15 protein-coding genes and 1 pseudogene are annotated in these 16,273 nt (G+C 66.7%); 8 read left to right on the top strand and 8 right to left on the bottom strand.

Features of this window, described 5'->3' with window-relative positions:
- Positions 1-56 precede the first annotated feature (56 nt).
- Positions 57-413: a cell division protein SepF gene (gene sepF / locus AVZ66_RS00965; protein WP_058980914.1), complete on the top strand. Its 357-nt coding sequence runs from the start codon at positions 57-59 to the stop codon at positions 411-413.
- Between the two features lie 60 nt (positions 414-473).
- Here sepF and AVZ66_RS00970 read toward each other — a convergent pair whose 3' ends face one another.
- The gene (locus AVZ66_RS00970; RefSeq protein ID WP_058980915.1) at positions 474-869 is read right to left on the bottom strand and encodes a DUF5611 family protein; all 396 of its coding nucleotides are present in this window, start codon (positions 867-869) and stop codon (positions 474-476) included.
- Between the two features lie 37 nt (positions 870-906).
- The gene (locus AVZ66_RS00975) at positions 907-1,800 is read right to left on the bottom strand and encodes a hypothetical protein (RefSeq protein ID WP_058980916.1); all 894 of its coding nucleotides are present in this window, start codon (positions 1,798-1,800) and stop codon (positions 907-909) included.
- Between the two features lie 81 nt (positions 1,801-1,881).
- On the opposite strand from AVZ66_RS00975, the gene AVZ66_RS00980 reads away from it, so the two are divergent.
- Positions 1,882-2,175, top strand: a complete 294-nt coding sequence (locus tag AVZ66_RS00980; protein ID WP_058980917.1) for a DUF6432 family protein — start codon at positions 1,882-1,884, stop codon at positions 2,173-2,175.
- Positions 2,176-2,230: 55 nt separating this feature from the next.
- The gene (locus tag AVZ66_RS00985; protein ID WP_058980919.1) at positions 2,231-3,313 is read left to right on the top strand and encodes an aminomethyltransferase family protein; all 1,083 of its coding nucleotides are present in this window, start codon (positions 2,231-2,233) and stop codon (positions 3,311-3,313) included.
- Here the strand turns inward: AVZ66_RS00985 and AVZ66_RS00990 are convergent.
- The 3 genes and pseudogenes from AVZ66_RS00990 to uvrA form a co-directional block, all read right to left on the bottom strand.
- A pseudogene (locus AVZ66_RS00990) lies at positions 3,314-4,392 on the bottom strand (geranylgeranyl reductase family protein).
- Between the two features lie 39 nt (positions 4,393-4,431).
- The gene (locus tag AVZ66_RS00995; RefSeq protein ID WP_058980921.1) at positions 4,432-5,091 is read right to left on the bottom strand and encodes a lactate utilization protein; all 660 of its coding nucleotides are present in this window, start codon (positions 5,089-5,091) and stop codon (positions 4,432-4,434) included.
- Between the two features lie 122 nt (positions 5,092-5,213).
- A complete protein-coding gene (gene uvrA, locus AVZ66_RS01000; protein ID WP_058980923.1) occupies positions 5,214-8,186 on the bottom strand; it encodes an excinuclease ABC subunit UvrA in 2,973 nt (990 codons plus the stop codon).
- Between the two features lie 104 nt (positions 8,187-8,290).
- On the opposite strand from uvrA, the gene AVZ66_RS15585 reads away from it, so the two are divergent.
- On the top strand, positions 8,291-8,926 hold the full coding sequence (locus tag AVZ66_RS15585; protein ID WP_082678852.1) for an IS6 family transposase: 636 nt from the start codon (positions 8,291-8,293) through the stop codon (positions 8,924-8,926).
- A 163-nt stretch (positions 8,927-9,089) separates the two neighbouring features.
- On the opposite strand, the gene AVZ66_RS01005 is transcribed toward AVZ66_RS15585, so the two are convergent.
- A complete protein-coding gene (locus AVZ66_RS01005; RefSeq protein WP_058980925.1) occupies positions 9,090-10,034 on the bottom strand; it encodes an aminopeptidase in 945 nt (314 codons plus the stop codon).
- 119 nt (positions 10,035-10,153) lie between these two features.
- On the opposite strand from AVZ66_RS01005, the gene AVZ66_RS01010 reads away from it, so the two are divergent.
- Both AVZ66_RS01010 and AVZ66_RS01015 read left to right on the top strand, forming a co-directional pair.
- Positions 10,154-11,161, top strand: coding sequence for a type II glyceraldehyde-3-phosphate dehydrogenase (locus tag AVZ66_RS01010; protein WP_058980928.1), 1,008 nt, complete (start codon positions 10,154-10,156; stop codon positions 11,159-11,161).
- 43 nt (positions 11,162-11,204) lie between these two features.
- A complete protein-coding gene (locus tag AVZ66_RS01015; protein ID WP_058980929.1) occupies positions 11,205-11,588 on the top strand; it encodes an Hsp20/alpha crystallin family protein in 384 nt (127 codons plus the stop codon).
- On the opposite strand, the gene AVZ66_RS01020 is transcribed toward AVZ66_RS01015, so the two are convergent.
- The gene (locus tag AVZ66_RS01020; RefSeq protein WP_058980930.1) at positions 11,589-12,440 is read right to left on the bottom strand and encodes a RimK family alpha-L-glutamate ligase; all 852 of its coding nucleotides are present in this window, start codon (positions 12,438-12,440) and stop codon (positions 11,589-11,591) included.
- A gap of 395 nt (positions 12,441-12,835) precedes the next feature.
- Here AVZ66_RS01020 and AVZ66_RS01025 point away from each other — a divergent pair, with 395 nt between their 5' ends.
- Complete coding sequence (locus AVZ66_RS01025; protein WP_058980932.1) at positions 12,836-14,161, top strand: IS200/IS605 family transposase; 1,326 nt, start codon at positions 12,836-12,838, stop codon at positions 14,159-14,161.
- A gap of 48 nt (positions 14,162-14,209) precedes the next feature.
- Here AVZ66_RS01025 and AVZ66_RS01030 read toward each other — a convergent pair whose 3' ends face one another.
- Complete coding sequence (locus AVZ66_RS01030) at positions 14,210-14,740, bottom strand: 50S ribosomal protein L16 (protein ID WP_058980934.1); 531 nt, start codon at positions 14,738-14,740, stop codon at positions 14,210-14,212.
- Positions 14,741-14,902: 162 nt separating this feature from the next.
- Here AVZ66_RS01030 and AVZ66_RS01035 point away from each other — a divergent pair, with 162 nt between their 5' ends.
- Positions 14,903-16,126 carry a carboxylate--amine ligase gene (locus tag AVZ66_RS01035; RefSeq protein ID WP_058980936.1) on the top strand — a complete coding sequence of 408 codons (1,224 nt, stop codon included), beginning with the start codon at positions 14,903-14,905 and terminating at the stop codon, positions 16,124-16,126.
- Positions 16,127-16,273 lie beyond the last annotated feature (147 nt).

Below are 16,273 nucleotides of genomic sequence, written 5' to 3' on the forward strand. Positions count from 1 at the left end.
GTTTCCCATCGCGTCTGACGCAAGAACTATGCCCGCGGCGACCCCCTCTTTCCGCCATGGGCTTCATGGACAAGATTCTCGGCGGCCGCGGGAGCTCCACCGAGGATTACGTCGAGCTAGACATCGAGGACTTCGACACGAACGGCGGCGAGGCCAGCGTCACCGTCCACATCGCCGAAATCGACGGCCAAGAGGACATCATCGCCATCAAGGACGCCGTCTACGACGGCGACGTGGTCATCGCGGACATCACGCGCCTCCGCACGGAGGACCGCACGGTCGAACACGTCGTCGACGAACTCCGGCAGGTCGCCCAAGAGGTCGGCGGCGACATCGTCCAGAAGGGCGACGACCAACTCATCGTCGTGCCGAACGGCCTCGCCATCAGCCGGACGAAGCTCAACCGACAGTAAGCGGGCAGCTGTCCAGCGAATCGTCGGCGAGAATACAGTAGGACTGTTCTGAGCGTCGGCTTACGAGACGTCGTCGGGGGTGTCGGCGTCGTCCTCGACGGCGCGCTTCATCGAGTCGCGGCGGGACTTGGCGTCGCGACCGGTGGCTTCGAGGAGGAAGTCGTTTTTCGCGTCGACGGCGTCCGCGGCGGCCTCGGCGTCGCCCTCGGCGATGACTTCCTCGGCGGGGCGCTCCTCGAAGTCGACGGCGAGCTTGTCCTTCTTCCCCGAGTACTCGACGGCGCCGGCGGTGATGCGCTCGAAGACCGGGTTGTCGGGGTCCTCGATGACGTAGAGGTCGCTGCCTTTGAACTCCTCGGTGCCCGAGACCTCGCCGAAGTAGTCCTCGATTTCGGCCTGCAGGTCGGGCATCCGCTCTTCGAGGTACTCGCCGCGTCGCATCTTGTACTCTTTCATGAACGCGAGAAGGACAGCGAGGGGTTTAACGGCTTCGTCACCGCTCTTCGGCGAGGTAGCCGCGCTGGCACTCCGGACAGATGTCGCCGGCTCGCAGACTCGACCCGGCGGCGTAGCGCTCGAAGCCACACTCCGGGCAGTACAGCGCGAAGTCGAGTTCGTCGGCGGGCTCGTCGGTCTCCAGCGGCCCCGCGCTCGTGAATCCGGTGTCGGCGTCGACGGCGCCCTCCTCGGCGCCGAACTCGAACGTCGACTCGTCGGTCTGAGTGGCGGTGACCTCCGCGTCGGCGTCGGCGGTCTCGGTGGCGTCGAAGCCCTCGTCCTCACCCTCGGCGTCCGGCCACTCGCCGCGGCCGCGGTCGCCCGCGGGCTCGGACTGCTGGTCGGCCTGCTGGGACTGCTGCTGGTCGACGTACTCGGTCTGCGCGGACGACTCGGTGTCGCTGGCCGGGCCGGCGTCGACGACTTCCGCGTCGTCCTCGACCGGCTCGGGCTCGGGTTCGGGGTCGGCCTCCGGTTCCGCGGGCTCGTCCCACTGGTCGCTGCCCGGTTCGTCGGCGGCGTCGTCGTCGAGGATGACCGCGTCGTCCGCGCCCGGGTCGCCCGCCATCGCGTCGTCGGTCTCCATGCCGGCTTCGGCCTGCTCGATGGCGTCCGACGCCGACGTGAACGCGCCGCTCGCCGCGGGTTCGCTCGTCGCGGCGGCCGGTTCGTCGGCCGTCGCGGGCTCCGGGGAGTCGGCGCTCTCGCCTCGCTCGGGCTCCAAGGACCGTACTTCGGTGTTCTCCGCGGTAACTTTCTCGGAGCCACACCGAGCGCACTCCTTGAGCTCGCGTTCGGTCACGACCACTTCGTCGCCGCGCTCCTCGCGGTCCCGCTCGACGAACGCCTCGCCGTAGTCGTGTCCGAGCAGGGAGCACCTGAGACCCATTAGGACGGCAGTATCCGAGCCAGCGGCAAAAGACTACCGCTCGGGGATACTGCTAAGGCGCCGGCAGTCGTCGGTGTGCGTATGCACGTCAAGCCGGAGTACCGCGACCGCGAGGAGACGGAGGTGGCGGTGCTGGACGCGCTCGCCGACCGGCCGAACGAGGGGGCGACGCTGTTCGAGTTGCGCTCGCACGTCGACGCGGGCATCGACGACTTGGAGGACGCGCTCGGGTCGCTGAAGGCCGACGGCCTCATCGACGCCGAGGAGAACGACGGCCGCACCGTCTTCCGCGCGGACGACCGCGTCTTCCCGGACGGCGACGAGCAGGCCGACGCGTCGCTTCTGGACGAGCTCCGGCGGCGCATCGGGCTGTAGCAACTAATTCTGGAACCCGGTGGGTTTACCCGCGCGAGCACCGATTCTGCGCGTAATGACAGTCGTCAGGGACAGCCACGAGGACCACGGCGCGTCGTTCCGCGAGGTCGCGGGGCGCGCGCTGCCCGAGGAGTACGGCCGCCCCGAGCGCACGCACCGCGCGGTGCGCAACATCGTCGGCATCACCGAGCACGCCTTCGACGTGGTCGTCGTCACGGGCGAGGACCGCCACGAGTTCGTCGACGACACCGTCACCAACCGCGTCCCGACCGAGGACGGCGAGGGGGCGTACGCGCTGGTGTTGGACCCGCAGGGCCGGATTCGCGTGGACTGCTACGTGTTCGCGACCGGAGACAGCCTGCTCGTGTTCTTCCCCGCCGGCGAGGGCGAGGCGGTCGCCGAGGAGTGGAGCGAGCGCACGTTCGTCCAAGACGTGGACGTGGAGTACGCGACCGACCGCTTCGGCGTGTTCGGCGCGCACGGCCCGAAGGCGACCGAGAAGATAGCGAGCGTGCTCGGCGGCGCCAGCCCCCCGGAGGAGCCGCTGACGTTCGTGCGCGGGTCGATGGAGGAGGGCGTGACGGTCGTCCGCGACGACGACCTCGCGGGCGAGGAGGGCTACCTCGTCGTCTGCGCGGCCGCCGACGCCGGGCCGGTCTTCGAGACGCTCGTCGTCCGCGGGCTGAACGCCCCGCCGTTCGGCCGTCGGACGTGGGAGACGCTGACGCTGGAAGCCGGAACGCCGCTGTTCGAGACGGAACTGAAAGACCGCGTCCCGAACGTCCTCGGTCTCGGGAACGCCGTCGACTACGAGAAGGGCTGTTTCGTCGGGCAGGAGGTCGTCTCGAAGGTGAAGAACCGCGGGCGGCCGAGCAGCCGACTCGTCGGCGTCGTCGCCGACGAACTGCCGGCCGCGGGCGCGGCAGTGGCGCAGGACGGCGACGACGTGGGCGAGGTGACGCGCGCGGCCGTCAGCCCGATGCGCGAGGAGCCAATCGCGTTCGCGGAAGTGAACTACGACGTGACTGACGGCGACGTAACGGTAGAGACCGACGACGGCGATGTCGCTGGGGAGATTGCCGAGTTGCCGTTCGTGGACTGCACGGGAGAGTCGGCGCGACTCCCGACGTACGAGTAGTTATCGAAGCAGGGCTTTGAGCTGTTCTGCGGAGAAGATGCTCGTCGGCTGGTCCATGTGGACGCCGATTTCACCCTCGAACAGCCGCATCCCCGCGCGCTGAATCGGCTGGGGCGCGGAGTACCCCTTGCGGACGAGGTGGCCCAGTTGGATGTCGCGGCCGAGTTCCCCGCGCCACGCGTCCTCGTAGGCGGTGAGCGTCGTTGGTCGGTCGGGGTCGATTTCGCGCGCGGCGCAGTCCGCGGCCGTCATCCCGTAGAGGATGCCGCCACCTGTGAACGGCTTCGTCTGCCCCGCGGCGTCCCCGAGCAGGAATCCGCGCGTGCTCGTGACGGTGTCCGGGGGCCGATGGGGATGACGCCCGAGCAGCGGTGCTCGATGTCGACGCCGTAGTCCTCGACGAACGCGTCGAACAGCGCGGGGACGTCCTCGCCGGGTGCGGCTGCGAGCCCGTACTCGACGCCGCCTTCGCCGCGGGGGATGCGCCACGCGAAGAATTCGGGGACGGTGAGGTGGACGTCCACGAACGCCTCGTGGTCGGGGTCGGGGTCGAACGCGAGCGCGCCGTGCAAGAACTCGTCCGGTTCCGGGAGCCCCAGCGCGTCCCGCACGCGCGAGCGCGGACCGTCGCTGCCCGCGACCATCTTCGCGGTCACGTCGAACGTCTCCTCGGGTCCGCGCACGGTGAGTTCCACGCGGTCGTTGAACTCCGCCACCTCGGTCACCGTGTGCTGCTCGCGGACGTCAGCGCCGGCGTCCCGGGCGGCGTCGGCGAGCACGTTGTCCAACTGCACGCGGTCGACAGCGTTCGAAATCGGCTCGTCCTTGTAGAAGGGGTAGGCTTCGGAGTCGGCGCCGCCGAGGTGGAAGCGCGCGCCCCGAATCTCGTTCTGGAAGAGGTCCTCGCGGGCTTCATCTGGAACGTAGTCCCAGACATCGAGGCTGACGTGCCCCGAGCACGCCAGCGGCTTCCCGAGTTCGCCCTGCTCGAAGGCGACCACGTCGTAGCCGCGTTCGGCCGCGCGGCGCGCGAACCGCGCACCCGCGGGACCGACGCCGACGACCGCGAAGTCGTACATTACTGTCGCGTACGTCGCGAGACAGAAAAGAGGCTTCGCTTAGTAACCGAGCGTCTCCTCGACGAGCACGAGGGTCGTGCGGCCCTCGGTGCCCTCCTGCCGGTAGATGAGCTCCTTGGAGGGCGCGCTCTCGACGCCGTAGGCGTCCTGGGCGCGCTGGTTCTCGAACTCGTAGGCGTACTCGTGGAGGCGGTCACGGGCGGCCTCGACGTCGTCGACGACCTTGTTGACACCGGCGACGAGCAGGAGGTTCTTCGCGGCGAACGGGTACGCGCCGACGCGGCTCCCGGAGAGGTCGGCGGCGACGAGCGTGCCCTCCTCGCGGGCGATGCCGTTCGCGCTTCCGAGGAAGTAGTCGGCGGTCTGGGCGTCGCGGCGCGCGGCGTCGCGCTCCTCGTCGTCGTCGATGCTCCAGATTTCCGCGGCGAGGTTCTCCCAGTCGTGGTCGCCCTCGTTGAGGTAGTCGTCGAACCCGACTTCTTCGAGGGTCGTCGAGTGGCCGTTCATCACGGACGCGCCACTCGGAATCTCGTCGACGAGCACGTCGAGGGCGGCCTCGGCGTCCTCGACGACTTCGACATCGAAGCCGCTGGCTTCGAGGTTCTCGACGGCTTCCGCGAGTTCGTCGGCTGTCGGGTGGCTGTCCCAGTCGTCGTCCACGTCGACGTCGTCGACGTAGTCTGCCTTCTGTTGGCTCACACTCGCGTACAATCGCTACCCGGAAAAGAGCCTGCGCCCACCGGCGAGTCGCGCCCAAACGAGTAACCCCCGTGTCACCGGGTTCGTAGCGTGCTACCGCCGCTACTCGACGGGCGTCGCGATTAGTCGTCGTCCGGGGTAGGTGCGGCCCGTTCGTCCTTCGCAGGCTTCTTACGGTCGCTGCGGGGGCCTTCGAGGTCCACGCCCGGGAGTTTGTCGCGGAGGTAGCGCCCGGTGTGGCTGTCGTCGTTGCGCGCGACGTCCTCCGGAGTGCCGGCGGCCACGAGGTCGCCGCCGTGCTCGCCGCCCTCGGGACCGAGGTCGACAACGTGGTCGGCGTTCTTCACGAGGTCGAGTTCGTGCTCGATGACGACGACGGTGTTGCCGCGGTCGGTGAGTCGCTGGAGGACTTCCACGAGTTTGCGCTCGTCCGCGCTGTGGAGGCCGGTCGTCGGCTCGTCCAGCAGGTAGAGCGTGTCGCCGGCGTCCTTCTTCCCGAGTTCCTCCGCGAGCTTGACGCGCTGGGCCTCCCCGCCCGACAGCGTGGTCGAGGGCTGGCCGAGTTTCATGTAGTCGAGGCCGACGTCCATCAGGAGTTTGAGGCGGCGGCCCAGGCGGCTGTCCGCCTCGAAGAAGTCGTAGGCCTCCTCGACGCTCATGTCGAGGACGTCCGCGATGGTCGCGTCCTTGAACGTGACGTCCAGCGTCTCGTCGTTGTAGCGGGCGCCACCGCACTCCTCGCAGGGGACGTGGACGTCCGAGAGGAAGTTCATCTCGATCTTCTGGGTGCCCTGTCCGCCGCAGGCCTCACAGCGCCCGCCTTTGACGTTGAACGAGAATCGGCCCTTCTCGTAGCCGCGCTGCTTGGCGAGCTTCGTCTCGGCGAACTTCTCGCGGATGTAGTCGAAGATGCCGGTGTACGTCGCGGGATTGGAGCGGGGCGTGCGGCCGATGGGCGACTGGTCGATGAGCCGCACCGTCTCGACGTTGTCGACGCCGTCGATGGCGTCGTGCTCGCCGGGGTCGACGCTGGTGTTGTCGTTCATCTCGCGGGCGAGGCCCTTGTAGAGGATGTCGTGCATCAGCGTGGACTTCCCGGAGCCCGAGACGCCCGTAATCGCGGTGAACGCGCCGATGGGGAGGTCGACGTCGAGGTCGCGGAGGTTGTGCTGTCGCGCGCCTCGAATCGTCAGGGTGTCCGTCCAGTCGCGGCGCTCCTCGGGGACGGGAATCTGCTTGCGGCCCGCGAGGTAATCGCCGGTGATGGAGTCCTCGGCGGCCATGAGGTCCTCGACGTCGCCGTTCGCGACGACCTCGCCGCCGTGGCGGCCCGGCCCGGGACCCATGTCCACGACGTTGTCCGCGCGCCGCATCGTCTCCTCGTCGTGCTCGACGACGACGAGCGTGTTCCCGAGGTCGCGGAGCTCCTCTAAGGTGTTGAGGAGGCGGTCGTTGTCGCGCTGGTGGAGGCCAATCGAAGGCTCGTCGAGGACGTACAGCACGCCCACGAGCCCGGAGCCGATCTGGGTGGCGAGGCGGATGCGCTGGCTCTCGCCGCCCGAGAGCGTGGAGGCCTCGCGGTCGAGCGTGAGGTAGTCGAGTCCGACCTCGGTCATGAAGCCGAGGCGCGCGCGAATCTCCTTGAGAATCTCCTCGGCGATTTTGCGGTCGCGGGCGTCGAGGTTGTCCTCCATCCCCTCGAAGTGTTCGAGGGCGTCCCCGATGCTCATGCGGTTGACGTCCGTGATGGGCGTGCCGTCCACGAGCACCGCGCGGGATTCGGGCTTGAGGCGCGTGCCGTCGCACGCCGGGCACGTCGTGACGGACATGTACTCCTCGATGTGGTCGCGGGTGCTCTCGGAGTCGGTCTCGACGTAGCGGCGTTCGAGGTTCGGGATGACGCCCTCGAAGGGCTTCTCCTTGCGGCGGGTGCCGTTCTTCGTCTGTCGCTTGAACACCACGTCCTCGGTGGTGCCGTAGAGGAACGCCTGCTGGACGTCCTCGTCGAGTTCTTCGAACGGCGTGTCGAGGCTAATCCCGAAGTGCTCGGCCACCGAATCGAGGCGCGTCTGGTAGTACGAGCGGTTGTAACTCCACGCCTCGAAGACGTGCTTGACGGGCTTGCTCTCGTCGACGACGACGAGGTCCTCGCTGACCTCCTTCGTGTTCCCGATGCCCTCGCACTCCGGGCACGCGCCGTGCGGGCTGTTGAAGGAGAACGAGCGCGTCTCGATTTCGCTGATGTCGATGCCGCAGTGCGTACAGGCGAGGTCCTCGCTGAACTCCACGACGAAGCGGTCCTCGTCGTCCTCATCCGCCAAGTCGCCGGTGCTCCGGGCGGTCGCCCCTCCGAGTTCGAGGTCCTCGTCGGCGTCGGGGACGATGACCTTCAGGACGCCGTCAGCCTCGTCTAAGGCGGTCTCGACGCTGTCGTTGATGCGCGAGCGGTTGTCCTCGCTGACGGCCACGCGGTCGACGACGACGTCGATCGTGTGGTCGTAGTTCTCGTCGAGGTCTGGGCGGTCGTACGCGAGGTCGTAGCTCTCACCGTCGACCTCCACACGTGAGTACCCCTCGCTGACGAGGTCGTCGAAGCGGTCCTCGAAGGCGCCCTTCTGGTCGCGGACGACCGGCGCCGCGATTTTCGCCTTCGTGCCCTCGGGGAGTTCGAGGATGCGGCGGACCATCTGCTGGGCGGACTGCTCGCCGACCTCGCGGCCGCACTCCGGACAGTGCGGGACGCCGACGCGGGCGTACAGCAGGCGCAGGTAGTCGTGGAGTTCGGTGACGGTGCCGACCGTCGACCGGGGGTTGTTCGCGGCGTTCTTCTGGTCGATGCTGATGGCGGGCGAGAGGCCCTCCACGGACTCGACCTGTGGCTTGTCCATCTGCCCGAGGAAGTTCCGGGCGTACGCAGAGAGGCTCTCGATGTAGCGGCGCTGGCCCTCCGCGTAAATCGTCTGGAAGGCCAGCGACGACTTCCCGGACCCGGAGAGGCCGGTCACCACGTTCAGCGCCTCGCGTGGAATCTGCACGTCGAGGTCGTCGAGGTTGTTCTCCTCGGCCCCTCGGACCTCGATGTAGTCATCGCTCATTAGGCGTCTAGTACCGGACGAGCCAGTGAAGGTCTGTCGGTCCCGGTGACGGTCGTGTTTAGTTAAGGCTGAAAAGTGAGGCGGAAGTGATTTTCAGCTGGTTCATGGCAGAAATCACCCGCCTCAGTGGCTGTAGCGACTGGCTTGAGTTAGATTTTGTGGAGCGAGAGCGGACACCGAGCGAGCTGATGCGTCTTGGTATTCGACTCCATCTGGCTGGACTCTCACTTTCGAATACCGTCAAAGAACTTGAGAAGTTCGGTGTCAAACGCTCGCGGAAAGCCATCCATGACTGGGTGCAGAAAGCTGATCTACAGCCCGCCAGCGACGCTAGTCCGGATCAGGTTGCGGTTGACGAAACGGTGATCCGCATCGACGGCCAGCAGTACTGGCTGTACGCTGCCGTCAATCCTAATTCGAACAGATTCCTGCACGTACGGCTGTTTCCGACGACAACAACGGCGTTGACTGAACGGTTTCTGCAGGAGTTACGCGAGAAACACGACGTTGAAGACGCAGTGTTTCTGGTTGATCACGCCCAGCATCTCAAAACAGCACTCCAACGAGTCGGGCTTCGATTCCAGACCGTTCGTCATGGGAATCGGAATGCTGTCGAACGTGTTTTTAGAGAGATAAAACGTCGAACTTCCTCGTTCAGTAATAGTTTCAGCCACGTCGAGCCAACAACAGCGGAATCGTGGTTGCAAGCCTTCGCCGTCTGGTGGAACTCGCTAAACTAAACACGATGCTCTGACGACGCTTCCTCGAAAGCCCCGGCGCGGTCGCCGAACCCCGGCGACGCAAGCACCGTAGCGAACGCAGTGAGCGAGGAGCGCAGCGAGCCGCGGGAGGCGACCGCGCCGCCCCTTTCGTTCCTCCCATGACCGGTTGGTCAGTCCGGAGTTACGGACTCGGCAGGTCGACTTCGCTTCCATCAGCAAAGACCGTGGGCTCTCGGATGATGCCGTCGAGGTGCAGCGGCGCGTCCGTGTCGCCGCCGATGCCGGCGTCGTCGCCGATGGCGATGTGGACCGTCCCCGCAGCTTTCTCGTCGAGGAGGACGCTCCCGACGAGTTCGGTGACGGCGACGTTCGTGCCGATGCCGAGCTCCGCGAGGTTGTAGGCGTCCCGGCCGACCTGGTCGCTGGCGGCCTCGACCTGCTCGCGGACGCCCCGGTCGGAGATGTCCGTGACGTAGCCGTCCTCGACCTCGAAGCGGAGCTGTTCGTCGTCGTCGAGTTTCCCGTGGGGCATCATCGTGCCGTCCACGACGTACGTACCGTTGGCATCCTCCGGGGAGACGAACACTTCCCCCGCGGGGAGGTTCGAGAAGTCGCCGGGCTCGTGGACGATGCCGGTGTCGTCGCGCCACTCGCGGTCCCCGGGCTCGAACGTGATGTCGGTGCCCGCGGGCGTCGTAACGCGGAGTTCGTCGGCACCCTCCACTTGCGCGAGCACGTCCTCGCAGTGCCGGGCGATGGTCTCGTAGTCGGCGTCGAGCCCGGTCGTGAACACGTCCTCCGTGATACCGGGGAGAGTGGCGCCCCGGGCGCCGGCGTCGTTGGCGGCCCCGCGAGCGCGCGTGTGACTCAGGCTCTTCGTCGTCGGCGCGAGGAACACGTCCGCGTCCAGCATCGCCGCGGCGACGGGACTCGGCGGCTCCTCGCCGTGCTGGTCGCCCGGCGGGTACCGGAGCAGCGTCGCGTCCGTAATCTCGCTGGCGACGTCGTACAGCGCCTCGCCGATGGGTTGGCGTTTGTCGTCTGTGACGACGACGCAGGACTCGTCGGTTTGGAGGCCGAGGCACTGTTCGACGGCGGTCTCGGCGGCCGCTCGCAGGTCGGTCATACTCGGGCCTTCTCGCGGCGCCGCGTTAGGTCTTGTTGCTCGGCCCCGCCGGATTCACTCGATTCGCGGTAAATCGGTGCTGCGAAACGATTAACCGCTGTCGCGTGGCACTCTCCGGTATGATTCGCGTCGGCATCAACGGCTACGGCACCATCGGCAAGCGCGTCGCGGACGCGGTCCGCGACCAGCCCGACATGGACGTCGTCGGCGTCGCCAAGACCAGTCCGAACTACGAGGCCGAACAGGCAGTCGAGCGCGGCTACGACCTCTACGCCGCCATCGAGGACCGCGCGCACAAGTTCGCGGAAGCCGGTATCGAGACCGCCGGCCTCGTCGACGACCTCGTCGCGCAGAGCGACGTCGTCGTGGACGCCACGCCCTCCGGCGTGGGCGCGCAGAACCGCGCGCTCTACGAGGAGTACGACACGCCCGCAATCTATCAGGGCGGCGAGGACGCCGACATCGCGGACGTGTCGTTCAACGCGCGCTCGAACTACGACGAGGCGGTCGACGCCGACCACGTCCGCGTCGTCTCCTGCAACACCACCGGGCTCTCCCGGCTCCTCGCACCGCTGCGCGAGGCGTACGGCGTCGAGAAGGTGCGCGCGACGCTCGTGCGCCGCGGCGGCGACCCCGGCCAGTCCGACCGCGGCCCTATCAACGACACGCTCCCGGACCCCATCTCGATTCCGAGCCACCACGGCCCGGACGTCAACACCATCTTCCCGGACCTCGACATCGACACGCTCGGCCTGAAGGTGCCGACGACGCTGATGCACGTGCATGCCATCAACGTCACGCTCGCCGCCGAACCCGACGCCGGAGAGGTCCGCGACCTGCTCGCCGAGCAGTCCCGCATCACGGTCGTCGACGAGTCCCTCGGCATCGACGGCACCGGCCAGCTCAAGGAGTGGGCGCTCGACCGCGGCCGCCCCCGCGGCGACCTCTGGGAGAACTGCCTCTGGGGAGAATCCGTCACGACGGAGGGCAGCGACTTCTACTGCTTCCAGGCCATCCACCAGGAGTCCGACGTCGTCCCCGAGAACGTCGACGCCGTCCGCGCGGTCACCGACAGCGCCGACGCCGCCGAGTCCGTCGCCACCACCAACGAAACGCTCGGTATCTGAGACAGTCCGAACGCTTTTCGGTCGGCCGGCCTTAGCTCGGGGTATGAGACGCGACGACCGCGACGACCCATTCGACGACATCTTCCGCGAGATCGAGCGGATGATGGACGACATGATGGACGGCGCGAGCGGCTTCGACGGCGACCAGTCCGGGTTCTCGACGGACACGCACGTCGACGTCCACGAAACCGACGACGAGATGCGCGTCATCGCGGACCTCCCCGGCGTCGAGAAAGACGACATCTCCGTGCAGTGCGACGGCGAGCAGGTCACCATCAGCGCGCACGGCGACACCCGCGAGTACGACGAACGCATCACACTTCCCGGCCCAGTCGACCCGCGCTCGGGCGCCGCGAGCTACAACAACGGTATCCTCGAAATCACGTTCGAGCGCACCGGCGAGTCGACGAACATCGACGTCGAGTAACTACGCCTCCGCGGTCCGCTCGACGAGCGCCGCGAACGCGTCGTAGAACCCCGCTTCGTACTTTTCCTCGTCGTCGACGGTCGGGCGCGCGTTCGTCTCGTTGACCACCGCCCGGTCCTCGGTCACGAGCACATCCACACCGAGGAAGTCGACGTCGAGTGCGTCCGCGGCGTCCACCGCGAGTTCTCGGAGTTCGTCCGGCAGTTCGACGCCCGCGGCGCTCGCGCCCCGGTGGACGTTGTGCTTCCAGCCGTCCGGCGCCGCCCGCTGGACTGCTCCCACTACGTCGCCGTCCAGCACCATCACGCGGTAGTCCGCGGCGTCGGGCAGGAACTCCTGAATCAGGTAGGACTTGTCGCCGGTCGCGCGGTAGTCGTGGACCAGTTCGAGGTAGTCCGTCACCCCGGAGAGGGAGTCGGCGTCGTGGATTTTCGTCACGCCGACGCCGCGCGTCGTCGAGTTCGGCTTCACCACGACCGGCGCGTCGAAGCGCTCGAACGCCGCGCGCACCTCGTCCTCGTCGGCGGGATTCGAGACGTAGACGGTCTCGGGGACCGGAACCCCGGCGTCCGCGAGCGTCGCGAGCGCGCCGGCCTTGTTTCGCGAGCAAAGCACGGCCGCGCGGTCGTTCACCCACGGCACGCCGAGGAGCGCGTCCACTACGCCGCCCTCCATCAACCGCCCCGGGAACACGAACCCAGCGTCGAAGCGCTCCGGGTCGAACGGCGACTCCGACAGCGGCGTCACCGCCTCGCGGACGGAGACGTGTTCGGCGCGAATCCCGCGGTCCGCGAGCGGCCCGCGAATCCGCTCGAACGTCTCCGTGTCGTTGGCGACCGCCAGCCCGAGCATACCCCGAAGTCGTCGCTGTGGGACTAAAAACCGCCGGGAGAGAAGCCGGACAGCGCGGTCGCTACGCGGTCGCGAAACCGGAGAGAAGCGGCCGGGTTACAGCGTAGTGAGGTGAAATCCCGCGGATTTGGCCATGAGATGAAGAGGCGAACAGGAAACCCACGCTCGTAGCTTACGTGGATATCCTACTGTTAAATCGCGTCGTCACCCTCCATTCGCCGTGGTCCCTGCAACAGCACTCTTTTCCACGTCAACCCATGTTTTTCTTGATTCGCTGTAGTTCCCTGTACTGCTCGCCGTCGTCCATTTCGACGTATATCTTATTCGCCTCACCCGTAATTCTCTATTTCTAACCAAATTATATATTGGATCGGGAGGTACGTGGGGATGCAGCGATGAAGCGCGTCAACGAGTTCGAGGTACGCCCACGCACCCCCGGACAGCGTGAGGTGCTTCTTGAACTCCTCGACGCGTCAGCCGCACTCTGGAACGAACTCACCTACAACCGCAGACAAGCCTTCTTCGACGACAATCCGGTGTGGCACGCTACCAACCCCAGCGACCGCTACAAGGACGTACTTGGCAGCGCAACCGCCCAACAAATCCCCCGCAAGAATAGCGAGGCGTGGCGGTCGTTCTTCGCCCTCAACGAAAAATACCACGACGGCGACCATGACGAGAAACCCAATCCGCCCGGCTACTGGGGTAACGAGGAGGACGGTCGAGAACGGCGGACGTACATCCGTAACGACCAATATACCCTCCAGTGGGGCGACCGCAGCCGTCTCGAAATTCCCGTCGGGAAGGCGTTGAAAGACGAGTACGACATTACCGGTCGACTCCGCCTCGAAGCCTGCGGCACCCCGACTTGGGACGGTGAACAGGGGCGGTTGGAGCTGATATACGACGAGACCGACGACACGTTCAGGGCACTGCAACCCGTCACTATCCCCGATTTTCGACGGGATTCACCACTGGCCTCCGAGGAGGCCGCCTTGGACGTGGGCGCGAACAATCTCGTTGCCTGTACCACCACAACTGGGACCCAATTCCTCTACGAGGGCCGCAGTCTCTTCAAGCGGTTCCACGAAACAACCGAGAAGATCGCGCACTATCAGTCCCAGCTGGACGATCAGCGGCGCACAAGCAGACGTATCGACCGACTGTACCGTCAGCGGACAGCACGTCGGAATCACGCACAGGACGCACTGGTGCGTGACCTCGTTGAACAGCTGTACAAGGATGGTGTCTCGCGTGTGTACGTTGGTAACCTTGAGGACGTGTTGGAGACGCACTGGAAGTGCGTAGTGAACGAAAAGACGCACAACTTCTGGGCGTTCTCACGGTTCATCGACCGCCTCGAGTGTGTTTGCGAGGAGTACGGCATCGACGTCGTTGAGACGTCGGAGGCGTGGACGACCCAAGAGTGTCCGGAGTGCGGGGAGCAAGAGAAAACGTATCGAAACGTGGACGTGTTTCGATGCGGTGCATGTGGGTTCGAAGGACATGCGGATTTGAAGGCAAGCCGGGTGTTCCTCGACCGTGAGACCGGTGGTGAAGGTGGGTCGATGGCTCGGCCCGTGTGCCTCAAGTGGGACAATCACGAGTGGCGGCCCGCCACAACCGCCCCGCCTATGAGGCGGACAAACATCAAAGAGGATCGCACAGACCAGAGTACCCGCCCTAAGGTGGGGAAAATTGCCTCTGGGGAAGCAGCATAGCCGGAATCTCCACCGGAGGAATTCCACTCCTTCAGGGGTGGGAGGAGGTCAACGGACGAGCAGTTCTTCGCCGCGCTCGACGTTGATCTTGCACGGCGGCGTGATCTTGTTGTACGCGCGACGGAAGGCCTCCTTGACGGCTTCGGCCTGCTCGACGTCGCAGTACGCGGTCATCAGCTGCTCGCCGGGGTAGATGCGGGCCGCGGTCCCGACCGGGACGCCGAACGCCTGGCGCATTCCGTCGGAGACACGGTCCGCACCCGCGCCGGTCGCCTGCTTGTTCTCTCGGATGATCTGGTGGGGGAACTTGCGGAGGCTCATCTTGTAGTTGCCCTCGCCGAGTTCCTTGATGAGGTGACGGTTCGCGGACAGGCGCGCAGCCTCCAGCGAGCCGTGGCGGAGCTGGCACTCCTCCTGGGGAACGAGGCTGATCTGGACGGCGAAGTCTTCGGCGTCCGCCTGCAGGTCGCCCATCTGGTGCTGTGCAATCTTCGAGCCCGGAATACCCGTGACGTAGTCGCGACGGGTGTACGACGGCTTGTCGATTTTCCGGTACATGGAGGCCGGCTTCTCGGACATAGTTACTACTGGTGCCTGACGGCCAGCGCGCGAATAAAGGCTTCGAACCCGTTCCGTCGACGTGCCCGCCGCTGCGCCGCTGACGGCCCCAGCCTGTCCCGGATACCGGCGGCCCGCCCCCGGAACCAGATTGCTTTAGCCGCAGTGACCACAAACCGGCCCATGACCTTCCACGAGTTCGAGGACCTGCGGGCCGCGCTCGCGGCCGCCGACTTCGACCGACCGCCCGCGTTCGTCGCGAACGCCCACGTCACGGGCGTCTCCGTCGCTCGCGCGCTCGACGTCCACGGCGTCCCCGTCGTGGCGCTCGACCGCTCCGGAGACGGCGCCGCACCCCCGTCCGACGCCGTCGACTACGCGGGCCGCGTCACGTACCCGCTGGACGACGAGGGCGGCTTCCGCGAGGACGTCGAAGCACTCGCCGCCGAACTCGACCACGAGCCGGTGGCGTTCGGCTGCATGGACGAGTGGGCGCTGGCGTTCGCCGAAACCGAACCCGAGGGCGTCCGCCTACCGTTCGCGGACAGCGAGACGATGGACGCCGTCCTCGACAAGAGTTCGCTGTACGAGACGTGCGAGGACCTCGGCGTCCCCTACCCCGAGACGCACCGGCTCTCCGAGGTCGACGCCGACGAGGCCGCCGACGAACTCGGCTTCCCCCTCGTAATCAAGCCGGCGCGCAAACGCGAGTTCGAGGAGGCCGTCGGCACGAACGTCATCGAGGTCGGTGACCGCGAGGAGTACCTCGACGTCGTGGAGATGGCCCGCGAAACGGGCATCGAAATCATGGCCCAAGAAAAAGTCCCGGTCGCGCGCGGCGAGGACCACTCGCTGGCGTCCTACGTTCCCGAGGACGGCGACCCGCTCGGAGTTGTCGGGAACGCCCGCGTTCGCGCGCCGCTCGGCTACGGCACCTCCTGTGTCGTCGAGCGCGTCGAACAGCCCGAAATCCACGAGCGCGCGCTCGCAGTCATCGAGGACGCGGGCTACCACGGCATCAGCGAGGCGGAGTTCGTCTACGACCGCGACCGCGACGACTTCGTCCTGCTCGACGTGAACACGCGCCCGTGGAAGTGGATTAGCATGCCCGTGCAGGCCGGCGCGAACCTCCCGATGGCCGCCTACGCCGACGCCACCGACGCCGACTACGACCCCGACCCGACGAACGACGCGCGCTGGCTCTCGCTCGAAGACTACCTTCCGCTGCTCGCCGGCGGCGACCTCGCGGACGTGCTCTCCACGGCGGACTGGGAAGCGCTCGTCTCCGGCGACTTCGAGACCAGCGGCGACCTCACGACCGCCGTCTACCGGCCCAGCGACCCCGCGCCAATCGCGCACCGCCTCGACGTCGAGTTCGGCGGTCGCGACTACTACTGCTCCTGCTGACATTCAAGTGCGAAGCCGGGGCCAACCCGGCGCGTGACCTGACCGCTACCCGGCGTGGTTCCGCGGGAGTGCGACGCGCCGCGTCGGCGCCGACTCGTCGCCTGTCAGCCCCCGAATCGGTGAGCGTTGCCGCCGTCAGTGACAACA

This window comes from Halobacterium sp. CBA1132 (assembly GCF_001485535.1).
GTDB lineage: Archaea > Halobacteriota > Halobacteria > Halobacteriales > Halobacteriaceae > Halobacterium.

Coding starts and splice junctions, on each gene's coding strand:
- AVZ66_RS01015 (WP_058980929.1), top strand. CDS start 11,205: ATGAGACGCGACGACCGCGACGACCCATTCGACGACATCTTCCGCGAG.
- AVZ66_RS01025 (WP_058980932.1), top strand. CDS start 12,836: ATGAAGCGCGTCAACGAGTTCGAGGTACGCCCACGCACCCCCGGACAG.
- AVZ66_RS01030 (WP_058980934.1), bottom strand. CDS start 14,740: ATGTCCGAGAAGCCGGCCTCCATGTACCGGAAAATCGACAAGCCGTCG.
- AVZ66_RS15585 (WP_082678852.1), top strand. CDS start 8,291: ATGGCAGAAATCACCCGCCTCAGTGGCTGTAGCGACTGGCTTGAGTTA.
- AVZ66_RS01010 (WP_058980928.1), top strand. CDS start 10,154: ATGATTCGCGTCGGCATCAACGGCTACGGCACCATCGGCAAGCGCGTC.
- AVZ66_RS00980 (WP_058980917.1), top strand. CDS start 1,882: ATGCACGTCAAGCCGGAGTACCGCGACCGCGAGGAGACGGAGGTGGCG.
- AVZ66_RS01035 (WP_058980936.1), top strand. CDS start 14,903: ATGACCTTCCACGAGTTCGAGGACCTGCGGGCCGCGCTCGCGGCCGCC.
- AVZ66_RS00970 (WP_058980915.1), bottom strand. CDS start 869: ATGAAAGAGTACAAGATGCGACGCGGCGAGTACCTCGAAGAGCGGATG.
- AVZ66_RS00975 (WP_058980916.1), bottom strand. CDS start 1,800: ATGGGTCTCAGGTGCTCCCTGCTCGGACACGACTACGGCGAGGCGTTC.
- sepF (WP_058980914.1), top strand. CDS start 57: ATGGGCTTCATGGACAAGATTCTCGGCGGCCGCGGGAGCTCCACCGAG.
- AVZ66_RS01020 (WP_058980930.1), bottom strand. CDS start 12,440: ATGCTCGGGCTGGCGGTCGCCAACGACACGGAGACGTTCGAGCGGATT.
- AVZ66_RS00985 (WP_058980919.1), top strand. CDS start 2,231: ATGACAGTCGTCAGGGACAGCCACGAGGACCACGGCGCGTCGTTCCGC.
- AVZ66_RS01005 (WP_058980925.1), bottom strand. CDS start 10,034: ATGACCGACCTGCGAGCGGCCGCCGAGACCGCCGTCGAACAGTGCCTC.
- uvrA (WP_058980923.1), bottom strand. CDS start 8,186: ATGAGCGATGACTACATCGAGGTCCGAGGGGCCGAGGAGAACAACCTC.